The following is a 22,295-nucleotide window of genomic DNA, read 5'->3' as shown; positions in this document are numbered from 1 at the left end:
TCACGGTCGCGGTGTGCAGGCGGTGGATCGTGATGACGGAAGCTTGCACACGGGTCGACTCGCCAAACGATACATGCCGCCCAGACAGCTTTCCGATACCACTCCTTCCTGTGCAGTAGTGCCGCGCAAAAGGCGGCTCGTCGCGGCGCTCGTCGCCGTTCCGGGCCTGATGCCCGCGCTTGCGCACGCCCAGCTGGTGGGGGAAGCTGCGCAACCGCAAGCGGTCTACCCGCCGTGGGGCATGCAGCTCGCGCCGCAGCTCGAGGAGCATCCGCTGCAAACGGGCCAGCGGCCGGCCACCTTCGTGCTCGGCGACCACGCGAGCGGCACGATCGACCAGGACCTCGCCGCCAAGGGCTCGGCCGAAGTGCGCCACAACACGTCCGTGATCAAGGCCGACGACCTGCACTACGATCAGGACACGGACATGGCCGATGCGTACGGCAATGTCCACGTGATCAATACCGGCAATACCTTCATCGGGCCCGAAGCGCATCTGCGCGTCGATTCGACCGAAGGCTTCATGACCGCGCCGAAGTATCACTTCACGTTGACGGGCGGCTCGGGCAGCGCGCAGCGCGTCGACCTGCTCGACGCCGAGCGCTCGGTGTTCACGAAGGCCACGTACACCGCGTGCGCGTGCACGGACGATCCGGCCTGGTACATCAAGGGCAGCGAGTTCGATTTCGACACCGGCGCCGACGAAGGCGTCGCCTACAACAGCGTGCTGTTCTTCCAGGGCGTGCCGGTGTTCGCGTCGCCGTGGCTGTCGTTCCCGCTGTCGGGCGAGCGGCGCAGCGGCCTGTTGCCGCCCACGTTCTCGCTCAGCTCGTCGAACGGCTTCGAGCTGTCGGTGCCGTATTATTTCAACATCGCGCCGAATCGCGATCTGACGGTCACGCCGCGTGTGATCTCGAAGCGCGGTGTGCAGTTGCAGAGCACGTTCCGCTATCTGTCGCCGACGTATTCCGGTTCGATCACCGGTGAATTTCTGCCTGACGATCGCCTGACGAAGACCAACCGCTACGCGCTGTACATCCAGCACAACCAGAATTTCGGTAACGGCTTCGGCGGCTACATCTACTACAACAAGGTCTCGGACAACACCTATCCGCAAGACCTGTCGTCGTCGGTCAACCAGTTCATGAACGGCCTCCAGCTCCTGTATCAGCAGGAAGCCGGGGTGACCTACAACAACGGGCCGTGGTCCGTGCTCGCGCGCGAGCAGCACTGGCAGACGCTGCAGGAGTCGGTCGCGCCGTACGGCCGCGAGCCGCAGTTGAACGTGAAGTACGCGAAGTACAACGTCGGCGGCTTCGACTTCGGCGCCGAAGCCGACTACACGAACTTCCGCATCACCACCGCGGACCTGACCGAAGGCCAGCGGGTGCTGTTCAACCCGTATGTGTCCTATTCGGTGGTGGGGCCGGGCTACTTCGTCACGCCGAAGGTGCAGTGGCACTTCGCGTCGTACAACCTGAACAACATCGGCACCGATCTGAACGGGGTGCCGAACGCGCAGAAGAATTTCACCGAGTCGATCCCGACCTTCACGTTCGACACGGGGCTGACGTTCGAGCGCTCGGTGCGCCTGTTCGGCCAGGATTTCATCCAGACGCTGGAGCCGAGGCTGTACTACGTCTACACGCCGTACCGCAACCAGAACAACGCGCCGCTGTTCGATACCGCCGAGTCCGACTTCGGCCTCGCGGAAATCTTCACGCCGAACACGTTCGTCGGTAACGACCGGATCGCCGACGCGAACCGCCTGACAGCGGGTCTCACCACGCGCTTCATCAACCCGGCCACCGGCGACGAACGCGCGCGCTTCGTGATCGCGCAGCAGTACTATTTCCGGGACCAGCGTGTCACGTTGCAGCCTTCGCAGACGAGCGCGCAGGCCACGCACTCGGACCTGATCGCGGGTGCGTCGATCAAGCTGGGTGCCGGTTTCGCTTCGGAAACGGCGTTCCAATATAATGCCGACAATAACCAGCTCACGAAGACGAGCGTCGGTTTCGGGTTCAGTCCGGAGACCGGCAAGGTCCTCAACGTGGCGTACCGCTACACCCGCGCCAACACCACGCTCGACAACCAGCCGATCAATCAGGTGCTGATTTCGGGCCAATGGCCGCTGTCGCATCGGATGTACGGTGTCGGCCGGTTCAACTACGACCTCGGTGGCCACCGTATCGTCGACGGCCTCGTCGGCCTGCAATACGACGCGGATTGCTGGACGCTCGGCGCCGGCATCCAGCGCTACGCGAACGGCCTGAACTCGTCGGGACAGAATCAGTCGAGCACGCGGTTTCTGGCGCAGTTGACGTTCAAGGGCTTGTCGAGCGTCGACAATGGGCTGATGACCGCGTTCCGCACCAGTGTGGCCGGCTACACGCCGTTGCCGCCGCCGCCGCCGCCGGAGTCGCGGTTCACCAACTACGAATGACGGTCGCCCGGTCATTCACGGCTTGCGAAAAGACGGGCGAAGCGCCCGACATCATTGGAGTATCTGTGGCAATCATGAAACAGCTTCGCTTGGCAATACTCGCGGCGGGTCTCGTCGCCGCGGCGTCCTTCGTTCCAGTCGCGTCGGTACAGGCGCAGGCATTGGGCGGCAATAGCGGCCAGACGGTCGACACCATCGCCGCGGTGGTCAACAACGGTGTCATCACGCAGCGCGAGCTCGACGAGCGGGTCGGTCTGATCGCGCACCGGCTGAACCAGCAGAACGCTCCGGTGCCGCCGACGGACCAGTTGCGCCAGCAGGTGCTCACGCAGATGGTGCTCGAGCGCATCCAGCTGCAGAAGGCCAAGGAAGACGGCATCAACATCGACGACGCAGCCGTGCAGCGCACGCTCGAGCGTCTCGCGCAGGCGAACAACATGCCGCTCGCAATGTACCGCGCGCGCATCGAGGCGCAAGGCGTGCCCTGGGCCACCTTCTCGAACGACGCGCGCACCGAGCTGACGCTGTCGCGTCTGCGCGAGAAGGAAGTGGACAGCAAGATCACGGTGACGGACGCCGAGGTCGCGAACTACATCGCCAGCCAGCGCGGCCCGGGCGCCGGCCAGACGAGCGACCTGCACATGCAGCACATTTTCGTGAGTGCGCCGCTGAACGCGCCGGAGACCGACATCGAGGCGGCGCAGAAGAAGGCCCAGGGGCTGCTCGCCGAAGCGAAGGGCGGGGCGGATTTCGGAAAGCTCGCGAAGGCCAATTCGCAAGCGCCGGACGCGTCGCAGAACAGCGGCGATCTCGGCTTCCTCGCACCGTCGAAGCTGCCGCCCGAGTTCGTAAAGGCCGCGTCGGCACTGCGTCCGGGTGAGATCAGTCCGGATCTGATCCGCACCAACGACGGCTTCGAAATCGTGCGTCTGGTCGAGCGCCGTGCCGGCCAAGGCAGCAGCGCGGATGCGCCGAAGCTCGTGCAGACGCACGTGCGCCACATTCTGCTGCGCGTCGGCGACGGCCAGTCCGAACCGCAGGCACGCCAGAAGCTGATCGACATCCGCAACCAGATCGCCGCGGGCGGCGACTTCGCGAAGTTCGCGCACACCTACTCGCAGGACGGCTCGTCGTCGCAAGGCGGCGACCTCGGCTGGATCAGCCCGGGCGAGACGGTGCCCGAGTTCGAGCGCGCGATGAACGCGCTGCAGGACGGCCAGATCAGCGAGCCGGTGCGCAGCGAATACGGCTACCACCTGATTCAGGTGCTCGGCCGCCGCGATGCGGAAGGCTCGATTGCGCAGCAGATGGATCTCGCGCGTCAGGCCATCGGCCAGCGCAAGGCGGAACAGGCGTACGCCGACTGGCTGCGCGAGTTGCGCGATACCGCGTACGTCGAAGTGAAGCCGACCACGGCGAACGTGCAGTAACGGAGCCCATGCCATGACGAGCGCTGCTCAGCACGCCCACCGCCCGCTGCAGATCGCGATCACGACCGGCGAGCCCGCCGGCGTCGGTCCCGAACTGACCGCGCAGGCGCTGGCGGGTGCGGCGGCGCACTGGCCTCACGCGCAGTTCACCGTGCTCGGCGATGCGCAATTGCTCGCTGAGCGGGCGCGCGCGGTCGGTGTCGATTGGGCCGCGCTGCTCGCGCAGGGCCCGCGCGTGCGGCTCGAACCTCACCCGCTCGGCGCGCCCGCGCAGGCAGGCAAGCTCGACGCCGCGAACGGCCGCTACGTGCTCGACCTGCTCGATGCGGCGATCGACGGTGCGGTGGCCGGCAGGTTCGACGCGATCGTCACCGCGCCGCTGCAAAAAAGCACGATCAACGACGCCGGTGTGCCGTTCACCGGCCACACCGAATATCTGGCCGAGCGCACCCATACGCCGCGCGTCGTGATGATGCTCGCGGGCACCGGCAAGCGGCCGCTGCGCGTCGCGCTCGCGACCACGCATCTGCCGTTGAAGGACGTGTCGGCGGCCTTGACGATCGAAAGCCTCGTCGCGACGCTGCGCATCATCGATCACGACCTGCGTCATCACTTCGGTTTGCCCGCGCCGCGCATTCTCGTGACGGGGCTCAATCCGCACGCGGGCGAAAACGGCTACCTGGGCCGCGAGGAAATCGACGTGATCACGCCGGCGTTGCAGCAGGTGAACGGCGAGGGCATCGACGCGCGCGGTCCGTATCCGGCCGACACGCTGTTCCAGCCGCGTTATCTCGATGAAGCCGACTGCGTGCTCGCGATGTTCCACGACCAGGGCCTGCCGGTGCTGAAATTCGCGACGTTCGGCGAAGGGATCAACGTGACGCTCGGCCTGCCGATCATCCGCACCTCGGTCGATCACGGCACCGCGCTCGATCTGGCCGGCACCGGCCGCGCCGACGCGGGCAGCCTGATGGCCGCGATCGAGACGGCTGTTTCGATGGCGCAGCATCGTCGCGCGGGCTGACGCACAGGCGACCTGAGCGGTTGCGGTGCCCGTGACGCGCCGCGTGGCGTCGTATTTCCACCGTGACGTCTTTCATTCTCAAGCAGTTTTCTTTCAAGCGTTTCTCCGATGTCCACCAGCAGACAGCAAGGCCGGCACCAGGGCCATCTCGCGCGCAAGCGTTTCGGTCAGAACTTTCTGGTCGACATGGGCGTGATCGATTCGATCGTCGACGTGATCCGGCCGCAGCGCGGCGAGCGCATGGTGGAGATCGGTCCGGGCCTCGGCGCGCTGACCGAACCGCTGATCGAGCGGCTCGCGACGCCCGAGTCGCCGCTGCACGCGGTCGAACTCGACCGCGACCTGATCGGCCGTCTGAAGTCGAAGTTCGGCGATCTGCTCGAACTCCATTCGGGCGACGCGCTCGAGTTCGACTTCGGCTCGCTCGCGGCACCGGGCGACAAGGCGTCGCTGCGCATCGTCGGTAATCTGCCGTACAACATTTCGAGCCCGCTGCTGTTTCATCTGGCGACCTTCGCGGACCGCGTGATCGATCAGCACTTCATGCTGCAGAACGAGGTGGTCGAGCGGATGGTCGCGGAGCCGGGTACGAAGGCGTTCAGTCGCCTGTCGGTGATGCTGCAATACCGCTACGTGATCGACAAGCAGCTCGACGTGCCGCCCGAGTCGTTCCAGCCGCCGCCGAAGGTCGATTCGGCGATCGTGCGGATGATCCCGTACGAGCGGCACGAAATGCCGGTAGTGGACGAAAACGTGCTGGGCGAGGTGGTGACGGCGGCGTTCTCGCAGCGTCGCAAGATGCTGCGCAATACGCTTGCCGCGCTGCGCGATACCGTCGATTTCGACGCGCTCGGCTTCGATCTGCAACGCCGCGCGGAGGACGTGCCCGTCGCCGAATACGTGAGCGTGGCGCAGGCGGTGGCGGCGCGCTCGGCCGCTGCGCCGGAGTAGTCTCAACGTTTGACGACGACGACGGCGCGCCGCCGTCGAGCCGCTTATCGTTTCGCCGGCGCGTTGACGAGCGCGATGCCGGTCAGCACCAGCAGCGCGGCGATCAGAAAGCGCGCGCTGAACGACTCGCCGAGCAGCAGCACGCCGAAGGTCACGCCGAACATCGGCGTCAGAAACGAAAACACCGACAGCCGCGATGCGATATAACGCGTCAACAGCCAGAACCACAACAGGTAGCTGACGAACGCGACGATCACGGCCTGATACGCGAGACTCGCGAACGCGAGCGGCGTCACGCTTTCCACGCGCACTTCACCGAGCGTGAGCGCCAGCGCGAGCAGCACCACCGCCGACACCGTCAACTGATAGAACAGCGTCTTGCTTGCGCTCGTCTGCGCGAGCCGCGAGCCGCGCACGACCACCGTGGTCGCGGCCCATGCGATGCCGGCGAGCACGCCGAGCGCATCGCCGGCCGCGCCCACGAGCGTCGAGCCGTGGGCTGCGCTTGCAGCCGCGCCGGCGTTCGGGTGCAGGAAGCCATCGGCGAACGCGAGCGCTATCCCCGCGAACGCGACGCCGATGCCTAGCCACTGGATGCGCCGCATGCGTTCGCCATCGACGAACCAGTGCAGGCCGAGTGCAATGAAACACGGCGCCGTGTACAGAAAGACCGCCATGCGCGACGCACTCGTCAGCGTCAGGCCGAAAAAGATGCAAACGAACTCGGTCGCGAACAGCACCCCTGCGAGCAGGCCCGCACCGAGCGTGCCGTCGTCACGAAAGAGCGGCGTGCCGCGCGAGCGCGCCCATGCCCACACGAGCAGTGCCGCGATCGTCGAGCGCAGCCCCGCTTGAAAGACCGGCGGCACAGCCGCATTGGTGGTCTTGATCGCGACTTGCTGTAGCCCCCAGATTGCGCATAGGCCGATCATCAACAGGATCGCGAAGCTATCCGGGGCGCGGCGCGCGGGCAGGGCGGTGGTCGTGCTCATCGTGAATAGTCGGCTTTATTTTTTTGATAGTGCCGGCGCGAGACAGGATTGCCGGGCGAATACGCCCGGCAGCACATCCCCGGGTACAACGTGAAGCCGGGCTTTATGGTCGTTCTGGCGCCTCGCCCGGATCTGGGCAGCGGGCGCATGCGTTTCGAGAAGTGTCCAGCGTGAACGATTGAACTCGAGTCAGTCGACTCGTCCCTTCTTCTGTATCAGCTCGATCTTGTAGCCGTCCGGATCGGCGACGAAGGCGATGACCGTCGTGCCGTGTTTCATGGGTCCCGCTTCGCGCGTAACGACGCCGCCGCGTTTCTTCACCTGTTCGCACGCCGCATAGGCGTCGTCGACTTCAAGGGCGATGTGACCGTAGCCGGTTCCGAGGTCGTACTTGCTCGTGTCCCAGTTGTAGGTCAGTTCGATTGCTGCGCCTTCCGATTCGTCCTCGTAACCGACGAATGCGAGGGTGAACTTCCCGTCCGGGTAGTCGTTCTTTCGAAGCAGGCGCATGCCGAGAATTTCGGTGTAGAAACGGATCGAGGCGTCCAGATCACCGACTCGAAGCATGGTATGCAGGATTCGCATGAGTCCTCCTTTGACAGTTTGTCGATAAATGCATTGACCTGCGGGAATTGTAAATGATTGCCTGGTAGGGCGAAGCGGCGCGGGCCAGCCCGACGTAGATGCGCGTAAGGGAATCCGCTCGGATCTAGTTCAACAAAAAGCCGTGGGCAATAAGGGTTTGTGTCCGGTTGCGGGTTCGATATTAGTGTCCAACACTCAGTATCAATCCGGTTCGTCAGATAGCAGTCTGATATATCGGACAATCGATGCGTGACCCGGCGAATTTTTTCAGGCGTGCCGAAAGGCACTCAAGCCGATACGTCTGCCCCGGAACTCTCTTCTCCGCTTAGGACCCCCGCCCATGAAGCTTGCCAATCGAGGCGCCAAAACCGCCCTTCTGTTCGCTGTTGCTGGATTGCTCGCCATCACCGGCTGCACCAAGGTGGCCACGCCGGAGCAGAGCGCGGCGGCAGCTCCGTCGACGCTTCAGGGCGTGTTGCAGCGAGGCACGCTGCGCGTCGGGGACTGCCTGACGTTCGCGCCGTTCGGGTTCTATAACAAAGACGGCCAACCGGACGGCTATGACGTGGACCTCGCGAAGGAACTCGCGAAGCAGATGGGCGTGAAGCTCGAGGTCGTGAATACGACGAGCGCGAACCGGATTCCGAATCTGCAGACCAGCAAGGTGGACGTCGTGTTCTGCAACTTCACGCGCAATCTGGAGCGCGCAAAAGTGATCGAATTCACGGCCCCTTACGTGGTTGCCAGTGAAGCGCTGCTGGTCAGAAAAAACAGCGGTATTCAGTCGATCAAGGACATGGGCGGTCGCACGATCGCGACGGTCAAGGGCTCGACCAATGGCGATGAAGTGCGCTCGCTGAATATCCCCGTCAAGATCCAGGAATACGACAGCTCGCAGGCCGCGATACTTGCCGTCAAGCAGGGGCAGGCCGACGCGATGATCGAGGACAACAACTTCCTCGCGTATCAGGCCAAGCTCGATCCTGAACTTGCGGTCACGAACGAAGCGCTGGTCCCGCTCGAATACAACGCGTTCGGCGTCAAGGCCGGTGATCAGGAATGGCTCAACTATCTGAATCTGTTCCTCTTCAACGTCAATGCGTCGAAGCTCAACGCGCAGCTCTACAACAAGTGGTTCGGCACCGATCCGCGCTATCCGCTCAATCCGCAGTTTTAAAGCGCGGCAGTGAAACCCGCACGTTGGGGAGCATGAGATGAGTTACGAGTGGCTGACTTTGTGGGGCTACGTGCCCGAGTTTTTGAGCGCGAGCTGGCTGACGTTGCAGGTGACCGTGCTGGCATTCGTACTGGCGCTAGTCCTGGGTTTGTTGACCGCGCTTGCCGGCGCTTCTCCGCTCGCGCTGCTTCGGTGGATCGCCCGTGGCTACGTTGAAATCATCCGCAATACGCCTGTCCTCTTGCAGATTTTCATCGTGTTCTTCGGTCTGCCGTCGGCGGGTATTTCGCTCGACGCATACTGGGCGGGGGTCATTGCGCTCGGCCTCAACGTCGGTGCTTACCTGTCGGAAGTGTTCCGCGCCGGCATACAGTCGGTGCCGCGCGGCCAACTCGAGGCTGCCGGCATTCTCGGCCTCGAACGCGCGCAGATCTTCGTCGAGGTCGTCTTGCCGCAGGCGACGCGCGCGGTCTATCCGGCCATCGTCAACTACCTGATCCAGTTGCTGCTCGGCACGTCGCTGCTGTCCGCCATTGCATTGCCGGAGTTGACCGGCACGGCGACCGTGATCAACTCGCGAACGCTTCTCTACCTTCAGACGTTCAGCGTGACGCTCGTCGCGTATCTCGTGCTCAGTAACGTACTGTCCTGGCTCGCGGGCCAGCTCGGCGCGCGGATCTTTCATCCTCCCCTCGCCATGCCGGCGCGCAGCGGTTTCGGGACAGGCTTTATGCGCCGGACGAAGCGGGCCTGATTCCCGGATTGGAGTTGGATCATGTCAGTCGAATTGCTGAAAACCAGTCTATCGATCCTGCTGCAGGGTCTGGTGACGACGCTGTTGCTCTCCATCGCGTCCATCGTGGGCAGCACGTTGATCGGCCTGTTCGCCGCGGTCTTGCGATCGTTCGGACCGTGGGGCACCGACCGCATCGCCAGACTCTATACGGAGCTGTTTCGCGGCACGCCGGTGCTCATCACGCTGATGTTGATCTATTTCGGCGTGTCGTACTTCGGTTATGCGATCGACGTGTTCGCAGCCGGCGTCATTGGCTTGAGCGTCTATCAGGGCGCCTATATCGCCGAAATTTTCCGCTCAGGGATCGAAGCAGTACCCAAAGGTCAATGGGAGGTATCGCAGATCCTCGGCCTCACGCGGGCTCAGGCGTTCTCGTTCGTCGTGCTGCCTCAGACCGGAAAGATCGTGTTGCCGCCTCTCGTCGGTCAGTATCTGTCGCTCATCAAGGACACCTCGATCGTCAGCATGATCGGAATGTCCGAGTTGATGCACGGTGGCCAGGCGATCGTCGACCGGATCGGCAAGCCGGTGGAGATCTATGGACTCGTCGCACTCATTTACTTCGCCGTGTGCTTCCCGCTTTCGCAATGGGTGCGCCACCATGACCGCAGGAGATTGTCGTGAGTAACCAAAGCCAAACCAGGCCGATCATTTCACTGACGGGCGTCAGCAAAGCATTCGGTTCGACGAGAGTGTTGAACGAAATCAATCTCGAGGTCCGCTCGGGTGAAGTGCTGGTGCTGATCGGCGCGTCCGGCTCGGGCAAGAGCACGGTCCTGCGAATCATGGCGGGATTGGAGACCACCGATTCCGGCGAGGTCTGGGTCAACGAGGTGCCCTTGCATGATCCGCGACGAGCACGCGAGATTCGTGGCCACGTCGGCATGGTCTTCCAGCAGTTCAATCTGTTTCCTCACAAGACCGCGCTCGGCAATGTCACGCTCGCGCTGATCAAGGCGCGCCGCATGAGTCCGGCCGACGCGCGCAAGCGCGCGATGGAGACACTCGATCGAGTCGGGCTCGCGGACCGCGCGGAACACTATCCCAGCCAGCTTTCGGGCGGTCAGCAGCAACGCGTGGCGATTGCGCGCGCGCTCGCGGTCGAGCCCGGCATCATGTTTTTCGACGAGGCGACGTCCGCGCTCGACCCGGAGCTGGTCGGCGAGGTCACCGAGGTGATGCGCGGGCTCGCGCGCGACGGCATGACGATGGTCGTCGTCACGCATGAAATGGGCTTCGCTCGCAAGACCGCTGACCGCGTCGTCTTCATGGACAAGGGCGTCATCGCCGAGCAGGGCGATCCGGAGCAGATCTTCGTCAATCCCTCGAACGAACGCACCCGGCAGTTTCTGCATCGAGTTCTCGACCATTGACGGTCGGATCAACGCATTACGGAGTGAATGCATGGCTGTTACAGAGTCGCCTCGGGCGAGAGGCGTGGACCGCGTGATCGCGATCTTCCGGCAATTGCATATCGCCCAACGCCCGCTGACGATGCGCGAACTGATCGAGGCAACCGGTGCGCCGCGTTCGAGCATTTACGAGCTGGTCGCGATTCTCACGGAAGTGGGCTGGCTCGAGACGGCCGCGGATGGCAGCGTGTTTTTTGGGCGCGAGATGCACTACTACGGGTCCGACTATGCCACGCACAACGATCTGATCAGCCGTGCGCATCAATCCATCCTGGGACTGGTGAGGAAGTACGACGAGACCACGCAGCTTTGCATGCTGGAAGGCAACAAGTACACGGTCGTGTTGTCCGAGCACAGTGCGCGGCCCTTCAACATCAGTTCGGACATCGGCGTGAGAGTGCCGATACCTTGGACCGCTACGGGACGTCTGCTGCTGGGTCACCTGAGCGCCGACGAGATTCGCGCGCTGATTCCGGCGGAAGATTTCATTCTCGACAATGGGGCGAGCATCGAATTCGACGCATTCCTGAAGGACGTGCAGGCCGCAAAAGAACGAGGCTACTGCTGCACCGAAGGACTTTCGAACGCGTTCAGGCTGTGTATGGCAGCGCCGATTCGCGATCGTGCGGGACTGCCGATTGCAGCGCTGTGTTTCATGACTGGCCGCGACACGAGCCCGGACAGGCGCGGCGTGATGCTCGACGATCTGTTGCAGTCCGCGAAAGCGCTCTCGCAGAGATAGCGCCCGGCCTCAAAGCGTCGGCAACAACTCCGGCGGATGCGACTTCAGTGTCTGCCGCGCCTCGCGGAATTCCGGAAAAATCGATTCGACCGTCTGCCAGAAGCGCGGACTGTGATTCATCTCGCGCAGATGCGCCAACTCATGGGCGACGACGTAATCGATGATGGACAGCGGAAAGTGGATGAGCCGCCAGTTCAGGCGGATCTTGCCGTCGCTCGAACAACTGCCCCAGCGCGTCGCCGCCGAAGACAGCGCATACGAGCGATAGTTGACGCCGAGCATCTGCGCGTAGATCTCGAGACGTTCGCCGAACAGCCGCTTCGCTTCGCCTTGCAGCCAGCCCTGCACGCGATCCTTGATCTGCTGCGGGTCGGCTTGCAACGGCAGCGGCAATTGCAGCGCGCCGTGCTCGGCGCTGAACGCGAGCATGCCTTGCGGCGCGCCGAGCGTCACCCGCACCGGCTGACCGAGGTAGGGCACTTCGGCGCCATCTTTCCAATCGATCTTCGGCAGCGCACGCTGTTCGACGCGCGTTTGCCATTCGATCAGCTTCGTGAAGATCCAGCGCTGCTTTTCGGTGATCGCGGTTTCGATATCGGCGAGCGTGACCCAACGCGGCGCGGTGATCGTGAGGCCGGTGCTGTCGATCGCAAAGCCGATCGAGCGGCGCGCGGAACGCTTGAGCGCGTAATGCAGCGTGCGGGAACCGATGGTGAGGCTGCGCAGCTTGCTGCCATCCGGCGCGAGCGGCGCGACGGGCGGCCTGGCCGGCGCTGTGCCGGATGAACCCGGCGTGGAAGGTGAAGGAGTCGACGACGTCGACCCCGGCTCGGCGAAGAGCGGGAGATCGAGCTGCCGGTTTTCGAGCGCCGCGGCGGGTTGCGGCGTGGGAGACTTCTGCATCGGCTTCGCTTCGCGCAATACGCCCGCGGGCTTCGAGGGCGTGGCGCGTCAGATGGGAGCGGCGGCGGAGTCGTTAGCCGCCGCGCTGTAGGCAGTCGGATCGATGCGGCGCATTTCGGCTTCGATCCACTGTTCGACGCGCGTGTTCACTTCGTCGGGCGTGAGCCCCGTCGTTTCGATCGGCTTGCCAATCGACACCGTGACTATACCCGGATATTTCGTAAACGAGTTGCGCGGCCACACGCGACCCGCATTGTGCGCGATCGGTACGACCGGCGCGCCGGTCGCGATCGCGAAGCGCGCGCCGCCGGTCTTGTACTTGCCCTGCTTGCCGGTCGGCGTGCGCGTGCCTTCCGGAAACATGATGACCCATGCGCCTTCGGCCATGCGCGCCTTGCCCTGGTTCGTGACCGATTCGAACGCGTACTTGCCTTCCTTGCGGTTGATGTGAACCATCTTCAGCATGCCGAGCGCCCAGCCGAAGAACGGCACATACAACAGCTCGCGCTTGAACACGTAGCACAGCGGTCGCGGCATGATCGCCGGAAACGCGATTGTTTCCCACGCCGACTGATGCTTGGACAGCAGCACGGCCGGGCCGTTGGGCAGGTTCTCGAAGCCTTCGATGCGGTAGCGAATGCCGTTCAGGTAGCGCACCGCCCACAGCGTCAGGCGACACCAGCCGGCCGCCATCCAGTAGCGGTTTTCCGCACGCAGGAACGGAAACGCGATGATGCACGCGGTCGCGTACGGCACCGTGACTACAACAAAATAAATCAGCAGCAGCAGGGAACGGATAAAGCGCATCGGCGTGGTCGGTGAGGGTTGGGAGCGCGCGGTGCGCGTTTATTCCTGCGCGTCGGCGAGAAAGTCGAGCGCGAACGCGCGCAGGTCGTCGTGCACGATCGTGCCTTCGGGCAGGCCGCCCGCGGCGAGGGTCTTGCGGCCCTTGCCGGTCAGCACCAGATGCACCGGATGACCGAGCGCCGCGCCCGCTTGCAGATCGCGCAGCGAATCGCCGACGGTCGGCGTATGCGCCGGATCGACCTCGAAACGCTCGGCGATCATCTTCAGCATGCCGGGCTTCGGCTTGCGGCATTCGCAGTGATCTTCCGCCGTATGCGGGCAAAAGAACACCGCTTCGATGCGGGCGCCGACCGCGGCCGCCATCCGATGCATCTTCAGATGCATCGCGTTCAACGCGTCCATGTCGAACAGACCGCGGCCGATGCCCGACTGGTTCGTCGCGATCGCGACGCGATAGCCCGCCTGGTTCAGACGTGCGATCGCTTCCAGCGCGCCGGGCAGCGCAACCCATTCGTCCGGCGACTTGATGAACGCGTCGGAGTCGACGTTGATCACGCCGTCGCGGTCGAGGATCACCACTTTCTTGATCGGCATGGCGCGGTGCTCAGGCGGCGAGTCGGGAAATATCGGCGACGCAGTTCATCTGCTGATGCAGCGCGCCGAGCAGAGCCAGACGGTTCGCGCGCAACGCCGGGTCTTCCGCGTTGACCATCACGTCGTTGAAGAACGTGTCGACCGGCTCGCGCAGCGCGGCCAGTGCCGTCAGCGCACCGGTGTAGTCGCGCACGGCCAGTTGCGATTGCACGCGCGGCGTCACCTGTTCGAGCTGCTCGTTGAGCGCCTTCTCCGCTGCTTCGGTGAGCAAGCCGGGCTGCACGCCGCCGTTCGTCACGCCTTCCGACTTCTTCAGGATGTTCGAGATCCGCTTGTTGGCCGCCGCCAGCGACGCCGCTTCGGCCAGCGACGCAAATTCGCGCACCGCGTCGAGGCGCGCGACGATGTCGTCGAGCCGCGTCGGGTTCAGCGCGAGCACCGCGTCGATTTCGCCGGCCGCGTAGCCGCGTTCGCGCAGCAGCCCGCGCAGGCGGTCCATGCTGAACTCGTAGATCGCTTCGGTGGAATCGGCGACGTTCGGCATGCCGGCGAATTGTGCATAAGCGATACGCAGCAGATCGACGAAGTCGACGTTCAACTGCTTCTCGATCAGGATGCGCAGCACGCCGAGCGCATGACGGCGCAGCGCGAACGGGTCTTTTTCGCCGGTGGGCTGCAGGCCGATGCCCCAGATGCCGACCAGCGTTTCGAGCTTGTCGGCGAGCGCGACGACGGTGCCGGTCGCGGTGGTTGGCAACGCGTCGCCCGAGAAGCGCGGCTGGTAGTGTTCCGAGCATGCGAGCGCGACTTCTTCCGCCTCGCCATCGTGGCGCGCGTAGTATGTGCCCATCGTGCCTTGCAGCTCGGGGAATTCACCGACCATGTCGGTGATCAGGTCGGCCTTCGCGAGGCGCGCGGCGCGGGTCGCGCGCGCGACGTCGGCGCCGGTCATTGCGGCGATCGCGCCGGCCAGCCCTTCGAGCCGCTCCACGCGTTGCAGCGCCGAGCCGAGCTTGTTGTGATAAACGACGTTCGCGAGCAGCGGCACGCGATCCACGAGCGGCTTCTTCATGTCCTGCGTGAAGAAGAACTTCGCGTCGGCGAGACGCGGACGCACCACGCGCTCATTGCCTTCGACGATCTCGACCGGCGTCGCCGTCTCGATGTTCGACACGATCAGGAAGCGCGAGCGCAGCTTGCCGTTCGCATCGGTCAGCGCGAAGTATTTCTGGTTGGTCTGCATCGTCAGGATCAGGCATTCCTGCGGCACCTGCAGGAATTCGTCCTCGAAGCGGCACTCATAGACGACCGGCCATTCGACCAGCGACGTCACTTCGTCGAGCAGCGCCTCGGGCATCACGACCTTGTCTTCGCCGGCATGCGCGAGCAATTGCGAGCGGATCGCTTCCTTGCGCCTGGCGAAGCTCGCGATTACGCGGCCCCGGTGTTCGAGCGTTTCGGCATAGGCCTGCGCGTGCTGGATCTGCACGAAGCCTTCGGACAGGAAGCGGTGGCCGAGGGTGGTGTCGTCGGCGTCGATGCCGAGCGCGCTGATCGGCACGATTTCTTCGCCATGCAGCGCGGTTAGACGATGCACCGGGCGCACGAACTGCACGCTCGACCCGTCCGGGCGCTGATACGTCATCACCTTCGGAATCGGCAGCTTTCCGAGCGTTTCGTCGAGCGCGGCTTGCAGGCCGTCGGCGAGCGTCGCGCCCGGCGCGGCGTAGCGCAGGAAGAACGCTTCGGCTTTACCGTCCTGCGCGCGTTCGAGGTCGTTCACCGTGAAGTCGGGGAAGCCGAGCGCGGCGAGCTTCTTCGCGAGCGGCGCGGTGGGCTGGCCGTCTTTATCGAGCGCGACGGAAACCGGCAGCACTTTTTCGCGCACGTGTTTTTCCGGCGCGACCGCGCGCACGTTGTGAATCGTCACCGCCAGACGGCGCGGCGTGGCAAAGCGTTCGAACGACGGTTCGCCTTCGATCAGGTCGCGCGCCGCGAGGCGCTGCGCAATGCCCTCGGCGAAGGCGTCGCCGAGACGCGCGAGCGCCTTCGGCGGCAGTTCTTCGGTCAGCAGCTCGACGAGCAGGGTAGCGTGTTGAGATTGAGTCATTGGTTGAAGTTCTCGTCAGTCCTGGTCGATCTTGCGTTCGACTTTCAGCGGCGGCGCCCACGCGGGCATCGCGGCGTCCTGCTCGTCGGTGGTGAGGCCGGGCACGCCATGCACCGGATTGCCGAGCATCGGGAAGCCCAGCTTTTCGCGCGAGTCGTAGTAGGCCTGCGCGACCAGACGCGACAGCGCGCGAATCCTGCCGATGTACGCCGCGCGTTCCGTGACCGAAATCGCGCCGCGCGCGTCGAGCAGGTTGAACGTGTGGCCGGCCTTCAGCACGAGTTCATAGGCGGGCAGCGCGATCTGCGCATCGATCATGCGCTTCGCTTCCGCTTCGTAGCTGTTGAAGAACGTGAACAGCAGATCGACGTTCGCGTGCTCGAAGTTGTAGGTGGACTGCTCGACCTCGTTCTGGTGATACACGTCCCCGTAGGTCAGGCGGCGCAGTTCGGGGCCGTTCGGGCCTTGCTCTTCCCACTCGGTCCAGACGAGGTCGTAGACGTTCTCGACCTTCTGCAGATACATCGCGAGGCGTTCGAGACCGTAGGTGATTTCGCCGAGCACCGGCTTGCAGTCGAGACCGCCGACCTGCTGGAAGTACGTGAACTGCGTCACTTCCATGCCGTTCAGCCACACTTCCCAGCCGAGACCCCAAGCACCGAGCGTCGGGTTTTCCCAGTCGTCCTCGACGAAACGCACGTCGTTCTGCTTCAGGTCGAAGCCGAGCGCTTCGAGCGAGCCGAGGTACAGGTCGAGAATGTTTTCCGGCGCGGGCTTGAGCACCACCTGGTACTGGTAGTAGTGCTGCAGACGGTTCGGGTTCTCGCCGTAGCGGCCGTCTTTCGGGCGGCGCGACGGTTGCACGTAGGCGGCGCGCCACGGCTCGGGGCCGATCGCGCGCAGAAAAGTATGGACGTGGGACGTGCCCGCGCCGACTTCCATGTCGATCGGCTGGAGCAACGCGCAGCCCTGCTTGTCCCAGTAGGACTGCAAGGTCAGGATGATTTGCTGAAACGTGAGCATGAAGTGCCTTTCGGGCATGGGGGGCCGTGCCGCGTGCGCCTAAGCGCGCGAGCGGGCCGTGGAGCGAAGTGCTAAACCCGAGATTTTAACGGAAAGGAAGGGGGGCGGCCCGTTTTACGAGGGCGGACGGGCCGCGATGCGGCTTTTGGGCGACAGGCGGCGCGGCGAGGTTCCGCGCGCACTCAGCAAGCCGCCAGCTCCGCCTTCGGCGAGAACGAATCGCTTTGCGCGATCGACCAGTACTTCTCGAACAGCGTATAGCGAAAGTTGCCGTTCAGCAGATCGTTCGGTTCGAGATACTTGAGCAGCTCCGACATCAGCCGCACCTCATGCGAAGACACGCGCCGCACGATGTGATGCGCGCGCAGCTCCGCCGGATGCCGCAGCCCGGCGGCCTGGATGATTTCCTGCAACGCATGTAGCGTGTTGTGGTGGAAGTTGAACACGCGATCGGCCTTGTCCGGCACCACCAACGCGCGCTGGCGCACCGGGTCCTGGGTCGCGACGCCGGTCGGGCAGCGGCCGGTATGGCAGGTCTGCGCCTGGATGCAGCCGACCGCGAACATGAAGCCGCGCGCCGCGTTGACCCAGTCGGCGCCGATCGCGAGCGTCTTCGCGATATCGAACGCGGTGATCATCTTGCCGCTCGCGCCGATGCGGATGCGCTGCCGCAGACCGATGCCGACCAGCGTGTTGTGCACGAGCAGCAGCCCTTCCTGCAACGGCACGCCGACGTGATCGGTGAATTCGAGCGGCGCTGCGCCGGTGCCGCCTTCCGCGCCATCGACGACGATGAAGTCCGGCAGGATGCCCGTTTCCAGCATCGCCTTCGCGATTCCGAAGAATTCCCACGGATGCCCGATGCACAGCTTGAAGCCGGTCGGCTTGCCGCCCGACAGCGTGCGCAGCCGCTCGACGAATTCGAGCAGCTCGCGCGGCGTCGCGAACTCGGAGTGCGTCGCCGGCGAGATGCAGTCGCGGCCCATCGGCACGCCGCGCGTCTCGGCGATTTCGGGCGTGATCTTCGCGGCCGGCAACACGCCGCCGTGACCCGGCTTCGCGCCTTGCGACAGCTTCACCTCGATCATCTTCACCTGCGGCTCGGCGGCCTGCTTCGCGAATTTTTCGGCGTTGAAGGTGCCGTCGTCGTTACGACAGCCAAAATAACCGGATGCGATTTCCCAGATGATGTCGCCGCCATGTTCGCGGTGATATTTCGACATCGAGCCTTCGCCGGTGTCGTGCGCGAAGTTGCCTTTCTTCGCGCCGAGGTTCAGCGCCATGATCGCGTTGGCCGACAGTGAGCCGAAGCTCATCGCCGATACGTTGAAGATCGACATCGAATACGGCTGCGCGCGATCGGGGCCGACGACGATGCGAAAGTCGTGACCATCGAGCCTGGTCGGCGCTAGCGAGTGGCTGATCCATTCGTGCGCGATCGCCTTCACGTCGAGTTCGGTGCCGTACGGGCGGCTATCCACATCGTTCTTCGCGCGCTGGTAGACGATGCTGCGTTGCGCGCGCGAGAACGGCTTTTCGTCGGTATCGTCTTCGACGAAATACTGGCGGATCTCCGGCCGGATGAATTCGAAAATGAAGCGCAGGTGGCCCCACAGCGGGTAGTTGCGGAGGATCGCGTGGCGCTGTTGCGTCAGGTCGAACACGCCGAGCGCGACGAGTGCGGCCGGCACGATGATCCAGAACCACGACAGGCGAGGCGTCGTGGCGAGCGCGGCACATACCGCGGCGAGCGCGATTGCGCACCACATGGCCAGATAGCGTCGAGAAAACATGGGGACTCCAGTGCAGTGAAGATCATTGCGGCGGGATCGTCCGCGCGAGGGGCGCGGGCGGTACCCGTCGCGAAGGAAAACTGGCGGCTGCGGGTCACGGCGCGGCGTGGCCGGTCGAAGCCCGAAGATGAGGCCTGCGAATGGAAGCCAGGCGTCGCACGCGAAGGTGAAGCGAGTGTGACCGCGCGAGGCGGGGGAAACAAGATGAACGGCGACGATGAACGGCGCGCGCGTGTCGGAGTGGTGTGACCCGCCGCGCGCGCCGTTATGCATCGCTCAACGCGCGCCGAGCAACGCCGCTTTTTGCCGCGGGGTCTGCGGCTCGTCCTGCGAGGCGCGTTGCGGCTGCTTCGGCTTATGCGCCTGCTTGCGACGCTGCGCGCGAGTTTGCTTCGGCGCCTGGTCCGGCGGCAGCTCGGCCGGTTGCCCGGTCATCGCGCGTTCGATGATGCCGCCGCCGAGGCACACGTCGCCGTCGTACAGCACCGCCGATTGTCCCGGCGTGACGGCCCATTGCGCGGCGTCGAAGGTCAGCTCGAACAGGCCTTCGCCCGAACCGCCTGCCGCCGCGGCGTTGAACGTGCACGCCGCGTCGGCCTGCCGGTAGCGCGTCTTCGCGCCGCACGCGAAGCCGTCGGCCGGCGGCTCGCCCGCGACCCAGCTCGTGTTGCCCGCCGATAGCGTATGGCACAGCAGCCACGGATGATCGTGCCCCTGCGCGACGTACAGCGTATTGCTCGGAATATCCTTGCCCGCGGCGAACCACGGCTCGCCGCTGCCGTCCTTGCTGCCACCGAGACCGATGCCCTTGCGCTGGCCGAACGTGTAGAACGCGAGCCCGATGTGCTCGCCGACGGTCTTGCCGTCGGTAGTCTTCATTGGCCCCGGCCTGGTCGGCAGATAGCGGTTCAGGAAGTCGCGGAATGGCCGCTCGCCGATGAAGCAGATGCCGGTCGAATCTTTCTTTTTCGCATTCGGCAAGCCGATCTGCGCGGCGATCTCGCGCACTTTGGTCTTGGGAATTTCGCCGAGCGGGAACAGCGTCTTCGACAACTGCGCCTGGTTCAGCCGATGCAGGAAGTACGACTGGTCCTTCGTATGATCGAGCGCCTTCAGCAGCTCGAAGCGGCCGTCGCGCTCATGGTTCTGGCGCACGCGCGCATAGTGGCCGGTCGCGATGGTTTCCGCGCCGAGCGACATCGCGTGATCGAGAAAGGCCTTGAACTTGATTTCGGCGTTGCACAGCACGTCCGGGTTCGGCGTGCGGCCGGCCGAATATTCGCGCAGGAATTCGGCGAACACGCGGTCTTTGTATTCGGCCGCGAAGTTGACCGCCTCGACGTCGATGCCGATCAGGTCCGCCACCGACACCACGTCGATCCAGTCCTGGCGCGTCGAGCAGTATTCGCTGTCGTCGTCGTCTTCCCAGTTCTTCATGAACAGGCCGACCACGTCGTAGCCCTGTTCCTTCAGCAGCCACGCGGTAACCGACGAATCAACGCCGCCCGACATGCCTACTACGACTTTACGCTTGCTCATAAGGTACTCACTGGGTGCTGCATGACTGCATGGATCTTGTGGGAGGCCGCTCGTGACGGCCTTATCGCTTCGGCCCGACCGAATGGGTATGGACGAAGTCGAGCGGGAAACGTCGGCCGGCCAGGTAATCGTCGATGCACCGCATCACGAGCGGGGTGCGATGCCGCTCGGGGCATTCGCGCAACTCATCGGCGCTCATCCACAGCGTGCGGACGATGTCGGGATCGAGCGAACTCGCCGGGTCCGGCTCGCCGCTCCCGCCGCAATAGGTGAAACGCAGGTACGTGGTGCCCGCCCGGTCCGGCCGCTCGAAGTGGGTCATGTACATGCCGACGAGCGCCTCGGGCGCGAACGGATGGGCGGTTTCCTCGAACGTTTCGCGGACCACCGCTTCCAGCAGCGTTTCACCCGCCTCGAGATGGCCGGCGGGCTGGTTCAGGCGCAGGCCGGCGGCGGTGTGTTCCTCGACCAGCAGGAAACGCCCGTCACGCTCGACGATCGCCGCGACGGTCACGTGCGGCAGCCAGGTTTCCGGTTTCATGGCTGCGCATTTTACCGGTTATGCGCGCCGGCTGCCGGGCGCCGCACCGACCCCTGCCGGGCAATGGCCGGCGTAAGCTGACGGCCGGTTCGCGGCGGATTCGCAGCACGTTCGCGACCGATTCGCAACAGTTTGGCGGTCTGCCGCGCATTCGCATCGACCCCGATTTTGGCGGGGTGACGGTTTCGGTTAAAGTGGGGCCTGCGTTAGCCGTTGCATGTGCAAGCCGGCGAGCCTCGTCGGCAGATCTGTCGTCAAACAGGAAGTCGAGGAGGAACAACGATGCACATCGGAGTGCCAGCCGAAACGCGCGCGCATGAAACCCGCGTTGCCGCGACGCCCGAAACGGTCAAGAAATACGTGGCTCAAGGCCACCGGGTCACGCTTCAAAGCGGCGCCGGCGCCGGCGCGAGCTTTCCCGATGACGCCTATACGGCAGTGGGCGCGGAAATCGTCGATGCCGCCACCGCGTTCGGCGCCGATCTCGTCCTCAAAGTCCAATCCCCCACCGATTCCGAACTGCCGCTGCTCAAGCGCGGCGCGACGCTCGTCGGCATGCTCGACCCTTTCAACGCCGAGAACGCGGGCAAACTCGCCGCGGCCGGCGTCACCGCGTTCGCGCTCGAAGCCGCGCCGCGCACCACGCGCGCGCAGAGCCTCGACGTGCTGTCGTCGCAGGCGAATATCGCCGGCTACAAGGCGGTGCTGCTCGCGGCGACGCTGTATCCGCGCTTCATGCCGATGCTGATGACCGCGGCCGGCACCGTGAAGGCCGCGCGCGTGCTGATTCTCGGCGCGGGCGTGGCCGGCCTGCAGGCGATTGCCACCGCGAAGCGCCTCGGCGCGGTGATCGAAGCTTCCGACGTGCGCCCGGCCGTCAAGGAGCAGATCGAATCGCTCGGCGCGAAATTTCTCGACGTGCCCTACGAAACCGACGAGGAGCGCGAGGCCGCACAGGGTGTCGGCGGCTATGCGAGGCCGATGCCGCCGTCGTGGCTCGCGCGCCAGTCGGCTTTGGTCCACGAGCGCGCGAAGCAGGCCGACGTGGTGATCTCCACCGCGCTGATTCCGGGCCGCCCCGCGCCGACGCTGCTGTCGGTCGAAACCGTGCAGGCGATGAAACCGGGCTCGGTGCTCGTCGACCTCGCGGCAGGACGCGGCCCCGAAATCGACGGCCGGCGCGGCGGCAATTGTCCGCTGACCGAAACGGACCAGGTGGTGGTGCGCTATGGCGTGCAGATCGTCGGCTATACGAATCTCGCCGCGATGGTTCCCGCCGACGCATCGTCGCTATACGCGCGCAACCTGCTCGACTTCCTGAAGCTGATCGTCACGAAGGAAGGGCTGCTTAACATCGATCTCGCGGACGATATCGTCGCGGCCACGCTGCTGGCCCGCGATGGCCAGGTCACACGCAAAGCATAGGGAGA

Annotated in this window: 20 protein-coding genes; 10 read left to right on the top strand and 10 right to left on the bottom strand. The window is 64.5% G+C overall.

Translation table 11 applies throughout. From position 1 onward, the window contains the following. Positions 1-73 precede the first annotated feature (73 nt). The 4 genes from G5S42_RS27090 to rsmA all read left to right on the top strand — a co-directional run bounded on the left by G5S42_RS27090 (position 74) and on the right by rsmA (position 5,851). Positions 74-2,446, top strand: coding sequence for an LPS-assembly protein LptD (locus G5S42_RS27090; protein ID WP_176109554.1), 2,373 nt, complete (start codon positions 74-76; stop codon positions 2,444-2,446). A 65-nt stretch (positions 2,447-2,511) separates the two neighbouring features. Further along, positions 2,512-3,876 carry a peptidylprolyl isomerase gene (locus G5S42_RS27085; RefSeq protein ID WP_176109553.1) on the top strand — a complete coding sequence of 455 codons (1,365 nt, stop codon included), beginning with the start codon at positions 2,512-2,514 and terminating at the stop codon, positions 3,874-3,876. 13 nt (positions 3,877-3,889) lie between these two features. Further along, positions 3,890-4,900, top strand: coding sequence for a 4-hydroxythreonine-4-phosphate dehydrogenase PdxA (gene pdxA, locus G5S42_RS27080; protein ID WP_176109552.1), 1,011 nt, complete (start codon positions 3,890-3,892; stop codon positions 4,898-4,900). Between the two features lie 108 nt (positions 4,901-5,008). After that, positions 5,009-5,851, top strand: a complete 843-nt coding sequence (rsmA, locus tag G5S42_RS27075) for a 16S rRNA (adenine(1518)-N(6)/adenine(1519)-N(6))-dimethyltransferase RsmA (RefSeq protein ID WP_176109551.1) — start codon at positions 5,009-5,011, stop codon at positions 5,849-5,851. Positions 5,852-5,895: 44 nt separating this feature from the next. Here the strand turns inward: rsmA and G5S42_RS27070 are convergent, their stop codons facing one another. Together G5S42_RS27070 and gloA are read right to left on the bottom strand one after the other, a co-directional pair. After that, positions 5,896-6,843, bottom strand: coding sequence for a DMT family transporter (locus G5S42_RS27070; RefSeq protein WP_176109550.1), 948 nt, complete (start codon positions 6,841-6,843; stop codon positions 5,896-5,898). A gap of 189 nt (positions 6,844-7,032) precedes the next feature. After that, positions 7,033-7,428 (bottom strand): lactoylglutathione lyase, encoded by a 396-nt coding sequence (gloA, locus tag G5S42_RS27065; RefSeq protein ID WP_176109549.1) that lies wholly within the window; start codon positions 7,426-7,428, stop codon positions 7,033-7,035. Between the two features lie 340 nt (positions 7,429-7,768). Between gloA and G5S42_RS27060 the strand changes: the two genes are divergently transcribed. The 5 genes from G5S42_RS27060 to G5S42_RS27040 are packed head-to-tail and all read left to right on the top strand — an operon-like array spanning position 7,769 to position 11,555. Continuing rightward, the gene (locus G5S42_RS27060; protein WP_176109548.1) at positions 7,769-8,605 is read left to right on the top strand and encodes an ABC transporter substrate-binding protein; all 837 of its coding nucleotides are present in this window, start codon (positions 7,769-7,771) and stop codon (positions 8,603-8,605) included. A gap of 37 nt (positions 8,606-8,642) precedes the next feature. Beyond that, a complete protein-coding gene (locus G5S42_RS27055; protein ID WP_176109547.1) occupies positions 8,643-9,359 on the top strand; it encodes an amino acid ABC transporter permease in 717 nt (238 codons plus the stop codon). A gap of 21 nt (positions 9,360-9,380) precedes the next feature. After that, the gene (locus tag G5S42_RS27050) at positions 9,381-10,025 is read left to right on the top strand and encodes an amino acid ABC transporter permease (RefSeq protein ID WP_176109546.1); all 645 of its coding nucleotides are present in this window, start codon (positions 9,381-9,383) and stop codon (positions 10,023-10,025) included. Beyond that, a complete protein-coding gene (locus tag G5S42_RS27045; RefSeq protein ID WP_309235086.1) occupies positions 10,022-10,774 on the top strand; it encodes an amino acid ABC transporter ATP-binding protein in 753 nt (250 codons plus the stop codon). Before G5S42_RS27050 ends, G5S42_RS27045 begins: the two co-directional genes overlap by 4 nt. Before the next feature lie 31 nt (positions 10,775-10,805). Next, entirely contained in the window at positions 10,806-11,555 is a 750-nt protein-coding gene (locus G5S42_RS27040) for an IclR family transcriptional regulator (protein WP_176109545.1), read from the top strand. Positions 11,556-11,564: 9 nt separating this feature from the next. Here G5S42_RS27040 and G5S42_RS27035 read toward each other — a convergent pair whose 3' ends face one another. The 8 genes from G5S42_RS27035 to G5S42_RS27000 all read right to left on the bottom strand — a co-directional run bounded on the left by G5S42_RS27035 (position 11,565) and on the right by G5S42_RS27000 (position 20,865). Beyond that, a complete protein-coding gene (locus G5S42_RS27035; protein WP_176109544.1) occupies positions 11,565-12,458 on the bottom strand; it encodes a M48 family metallopeptidase in 894 nt (297 codons plus the stop codon). 48 nt (positions 12,459-12,506) lie between these two features. Then, a complete protein-coding gene (locus G5S42_RS27030; protein WP_176109543.1) occupies positions 12,507-13,265 on the bottom strand; it encodes a lysophospholipid acyltransferase family protein in 759 nt (252 codons plus the stop codon). A gap of 39 nt (positions 13,266-13,304) precedes the next feature. Continuing rightward, entirely contained in the window at positions 13,305-13,859 is a 555-nt protein-coding gene (gene gmhB, locus G5S42_RS27025) for a D-glycero-beta-D-manno-heptose 1,7-bisphosphate 7-phosphatase (RefSeq protein ID WP_176109542.1), read from the bottom strand. Positions 13,860-13,869: 10 nt separating this feature from the next. Then, positions 13,870-15,969, bottom strand: coding sequence for a glycine--tRNA ligase subunit beta (gene glyS / locus G5S42_RS27020; protein WP_176109541.1), 2,100 nt, complete (start codon positions 15,967-15,969; stop codon positions 13,870-13,872). 15 nt (positions 15,970-15,984) lie between these two features. Continuing rightward, entirely contained in the window at positions 15,985-16,992 is a 1,008-nt protein-coding gene (gene glyQ, locus G5S42_RS27015) for a glycine--tRNA ligase subunit alpha (RefSeq protein WP_013088411.1), read from the bottom strand. Between the two features lie 182 nt (positions 16,993-17,174). Further along, positions 17,175-18,785 (bottom strand): FMN-binding glutamate synthase family protein, encoded by a 1,611-nt coding sequence (locus tag G5S42_RS27010; RefSeq protein WP_176109540.1) that lies wholly within the window; start codon positions 18,783-18,785, stop codon positions 17,175-17,177. Between the two features lie 276 nt (positions 18,786-19,061). Next, positions 19,062-20,324 (bottom strand): tRNA 2-thiouridine(34) synthase MnmA, encoded by a 1,263-nt coding sequence (mnmA, locus tag G5S42_RS27005; RefSeq protein ID WP_176109539.1) that lies wholly within the window; start codon positions 20,322-20,324, stop codon positions 19,062-19,064. 61 nt (positions 20,325-20,385) lie between these two features. Continuing rightward, positions 20,386-20,865 carry an NUDIX hydrolase gene (locus G5S42_RS27000; protein ID WP_176109538.1) on the bottom strand — a complete coding sequence of 160 codons (480 nt, stop codon included), beginning with the start codon at positions 20,863-20,865 and terminating at the stop codon, positions 20,386-20,388. A 282-nt stretch (positions 20,866-21,147) separates the two neighbouring features. On the opposite strand from G5S42_RS27000, the gene G5S42_RS26995 reads away from it, so the two are divergent. After that, entirely contained in the window at positions 21,148-22,290 is a 1,143-nt protein-coding gene (locus tag G5S42_RS26995; RefSeq protein ID WP_176109537.1) for a Re/Si-specific NAD(P)(+) transhydrogenase subunit alpha, read from the top strand. Positions 22,291-22,295 lie beyond the last annotated feature (5 nt).

Origin of the sequence: Paraburkholderia youngii, assembly GCF_013366925.1 — a bacterium.
GTDB classification, from domain to species: Bacteria; Pseudomonadota; Gammaproteobacteria; order Burkholderiales; family Burkholderiaceae; genus Paraburkholderia; species Paraburkholderia youngii.
This window is presented reverse-complemented; position numbering and strand designations above follow the sequence as displayed.

Excerpts from the sequence above, each read along its gene's own strand:
- gloA (WP_176109549.1), bottom strand. The coding sequence starts at position 7,428 with ATGCGAATCCTGCATACCATGCTTCGAGTCGGTGATCTGGACGCCTCG.
- pdxA (WP_176109552.1), top strand. The coding sequence starts at position 3,890 with ATGACGAGCGCTGCTCAGCACGCCCACCGCCCGCTGCAGATCGCGATC.
- G5S42_RS27000 (WP_176109538.1), bottom strand. The coding sequence starts at position 20,865 with ATGAAACCGGAAACCTGGCTGCCGCACGTGACCGTCGCGGCGATCGTC.
- G5S42_RS26995 (WP_176109537.1), top strand. The coding sequence starts at position 21,148 with ATGCACATCGGAGTGCCAGCCGAAACGCGCGCGCATGAAACCCGCGTT.
- G5S42_RS27060 (WP_176109548.1), top strand. The coding sequence starts at position 7,769 with ATGAAGCTTGCCAATCGAGGCGCCAAAACCGCCCTTCTGTTCGCTGTT.
- gmhB (WP_176109542.1), bottom strand. The coding sequence starts at position 13,859 with ATGCCGATCAAGAAAGTGGTGATCCTCGACCGCGACGGCGTGATCAAC.
- mnmA (WP_176109539.1), bottom strand. The coding sequence starts at position 20,324 with ATGAGCAAGCGTAAAGTCGTAGTAGGCATGTCGGGCGGCGTTGATTCG.
- G5S42_RS27090 (WP_176109554.1), top strand. The coding sequence starts at position 74 with ATGCCGCCCAGACAGCTTTCCGATACCACTCCTTCCTGTGCAGTAGTG.
- glyS (WP_176109541.1), bottom strand. The coding sequence starts at position 15,969 with ATGACTCAATCTCAACACGCTACCCTGCTCGTCGAGCTGCTGACCGAA.
- G5S42_RS27035 (WP_176109544.1), bottom strand. The coding sequence starts at position 12,458 with ATGCAGAAGTCTCCCACGCCGCAACCCGCCGCGGCGCTCGAAAACCGG.
- rsmA (WP_176109551.1), top strand. The coding sequence starts at position 5,009 with ATGTCCACCAGCAGACAGCAAGGCCGGCACCAGGGCCATCTCGCGCGC.
- glyQ (WP_013088411.1), bottom strand. The coding sequence starts at position 16,992 with ATGCTCACGTTTCAGCAAATCATCCTGACCTTGCAGTCCTACTGGGAC.
- G5S42_RS27050 (WP_176109546.1), top strand. The coding sequence starts at position 9,381 with ATGTCAGTCGAATTGCTGAAAACCAGTCTATCGATCCTGCTGCAGGGT.
- G5S42_RS27010 (WP_176109540.1), bottom strand. The coding sequence starts at position 18,785 with ATGTTTTCTCGACGCTATCTGGCCATGTGGTGCGCAATCGCGCTCGCC.
- G5S42_RS27040 (WP_176109545.1), top strand. The coding sequence starts at position 10,806 with ATGGCTGTTACAGAGTCGCCTCGGGCGAGAGGCGTGGACCGCGTGATC.
- G5S42_RS27030 (WP_176109543.1), bottom strand. The coding sequence starts at position 13,265 with ATGCGCTTTATCCGTTCCCTGCTGCTGCTGATTTATTTTGTTGTAGTC.
- G5S42_RS27070 (WP_176109550.1), bottom strand. The coding sequence starts at position 6,843 with ATGAGCACGACCACCGCCCTGCCCGCGCGCCGCGCCCCGGATAGCTTC.
- G5S42_RS27055 (WP_176109547.1), top strand. The coding sequence starts at position 8,643 with ATGAGTTACGAGTGGCTGACTTTGTGGGGCTACGTGCCCGAGTTTTTG.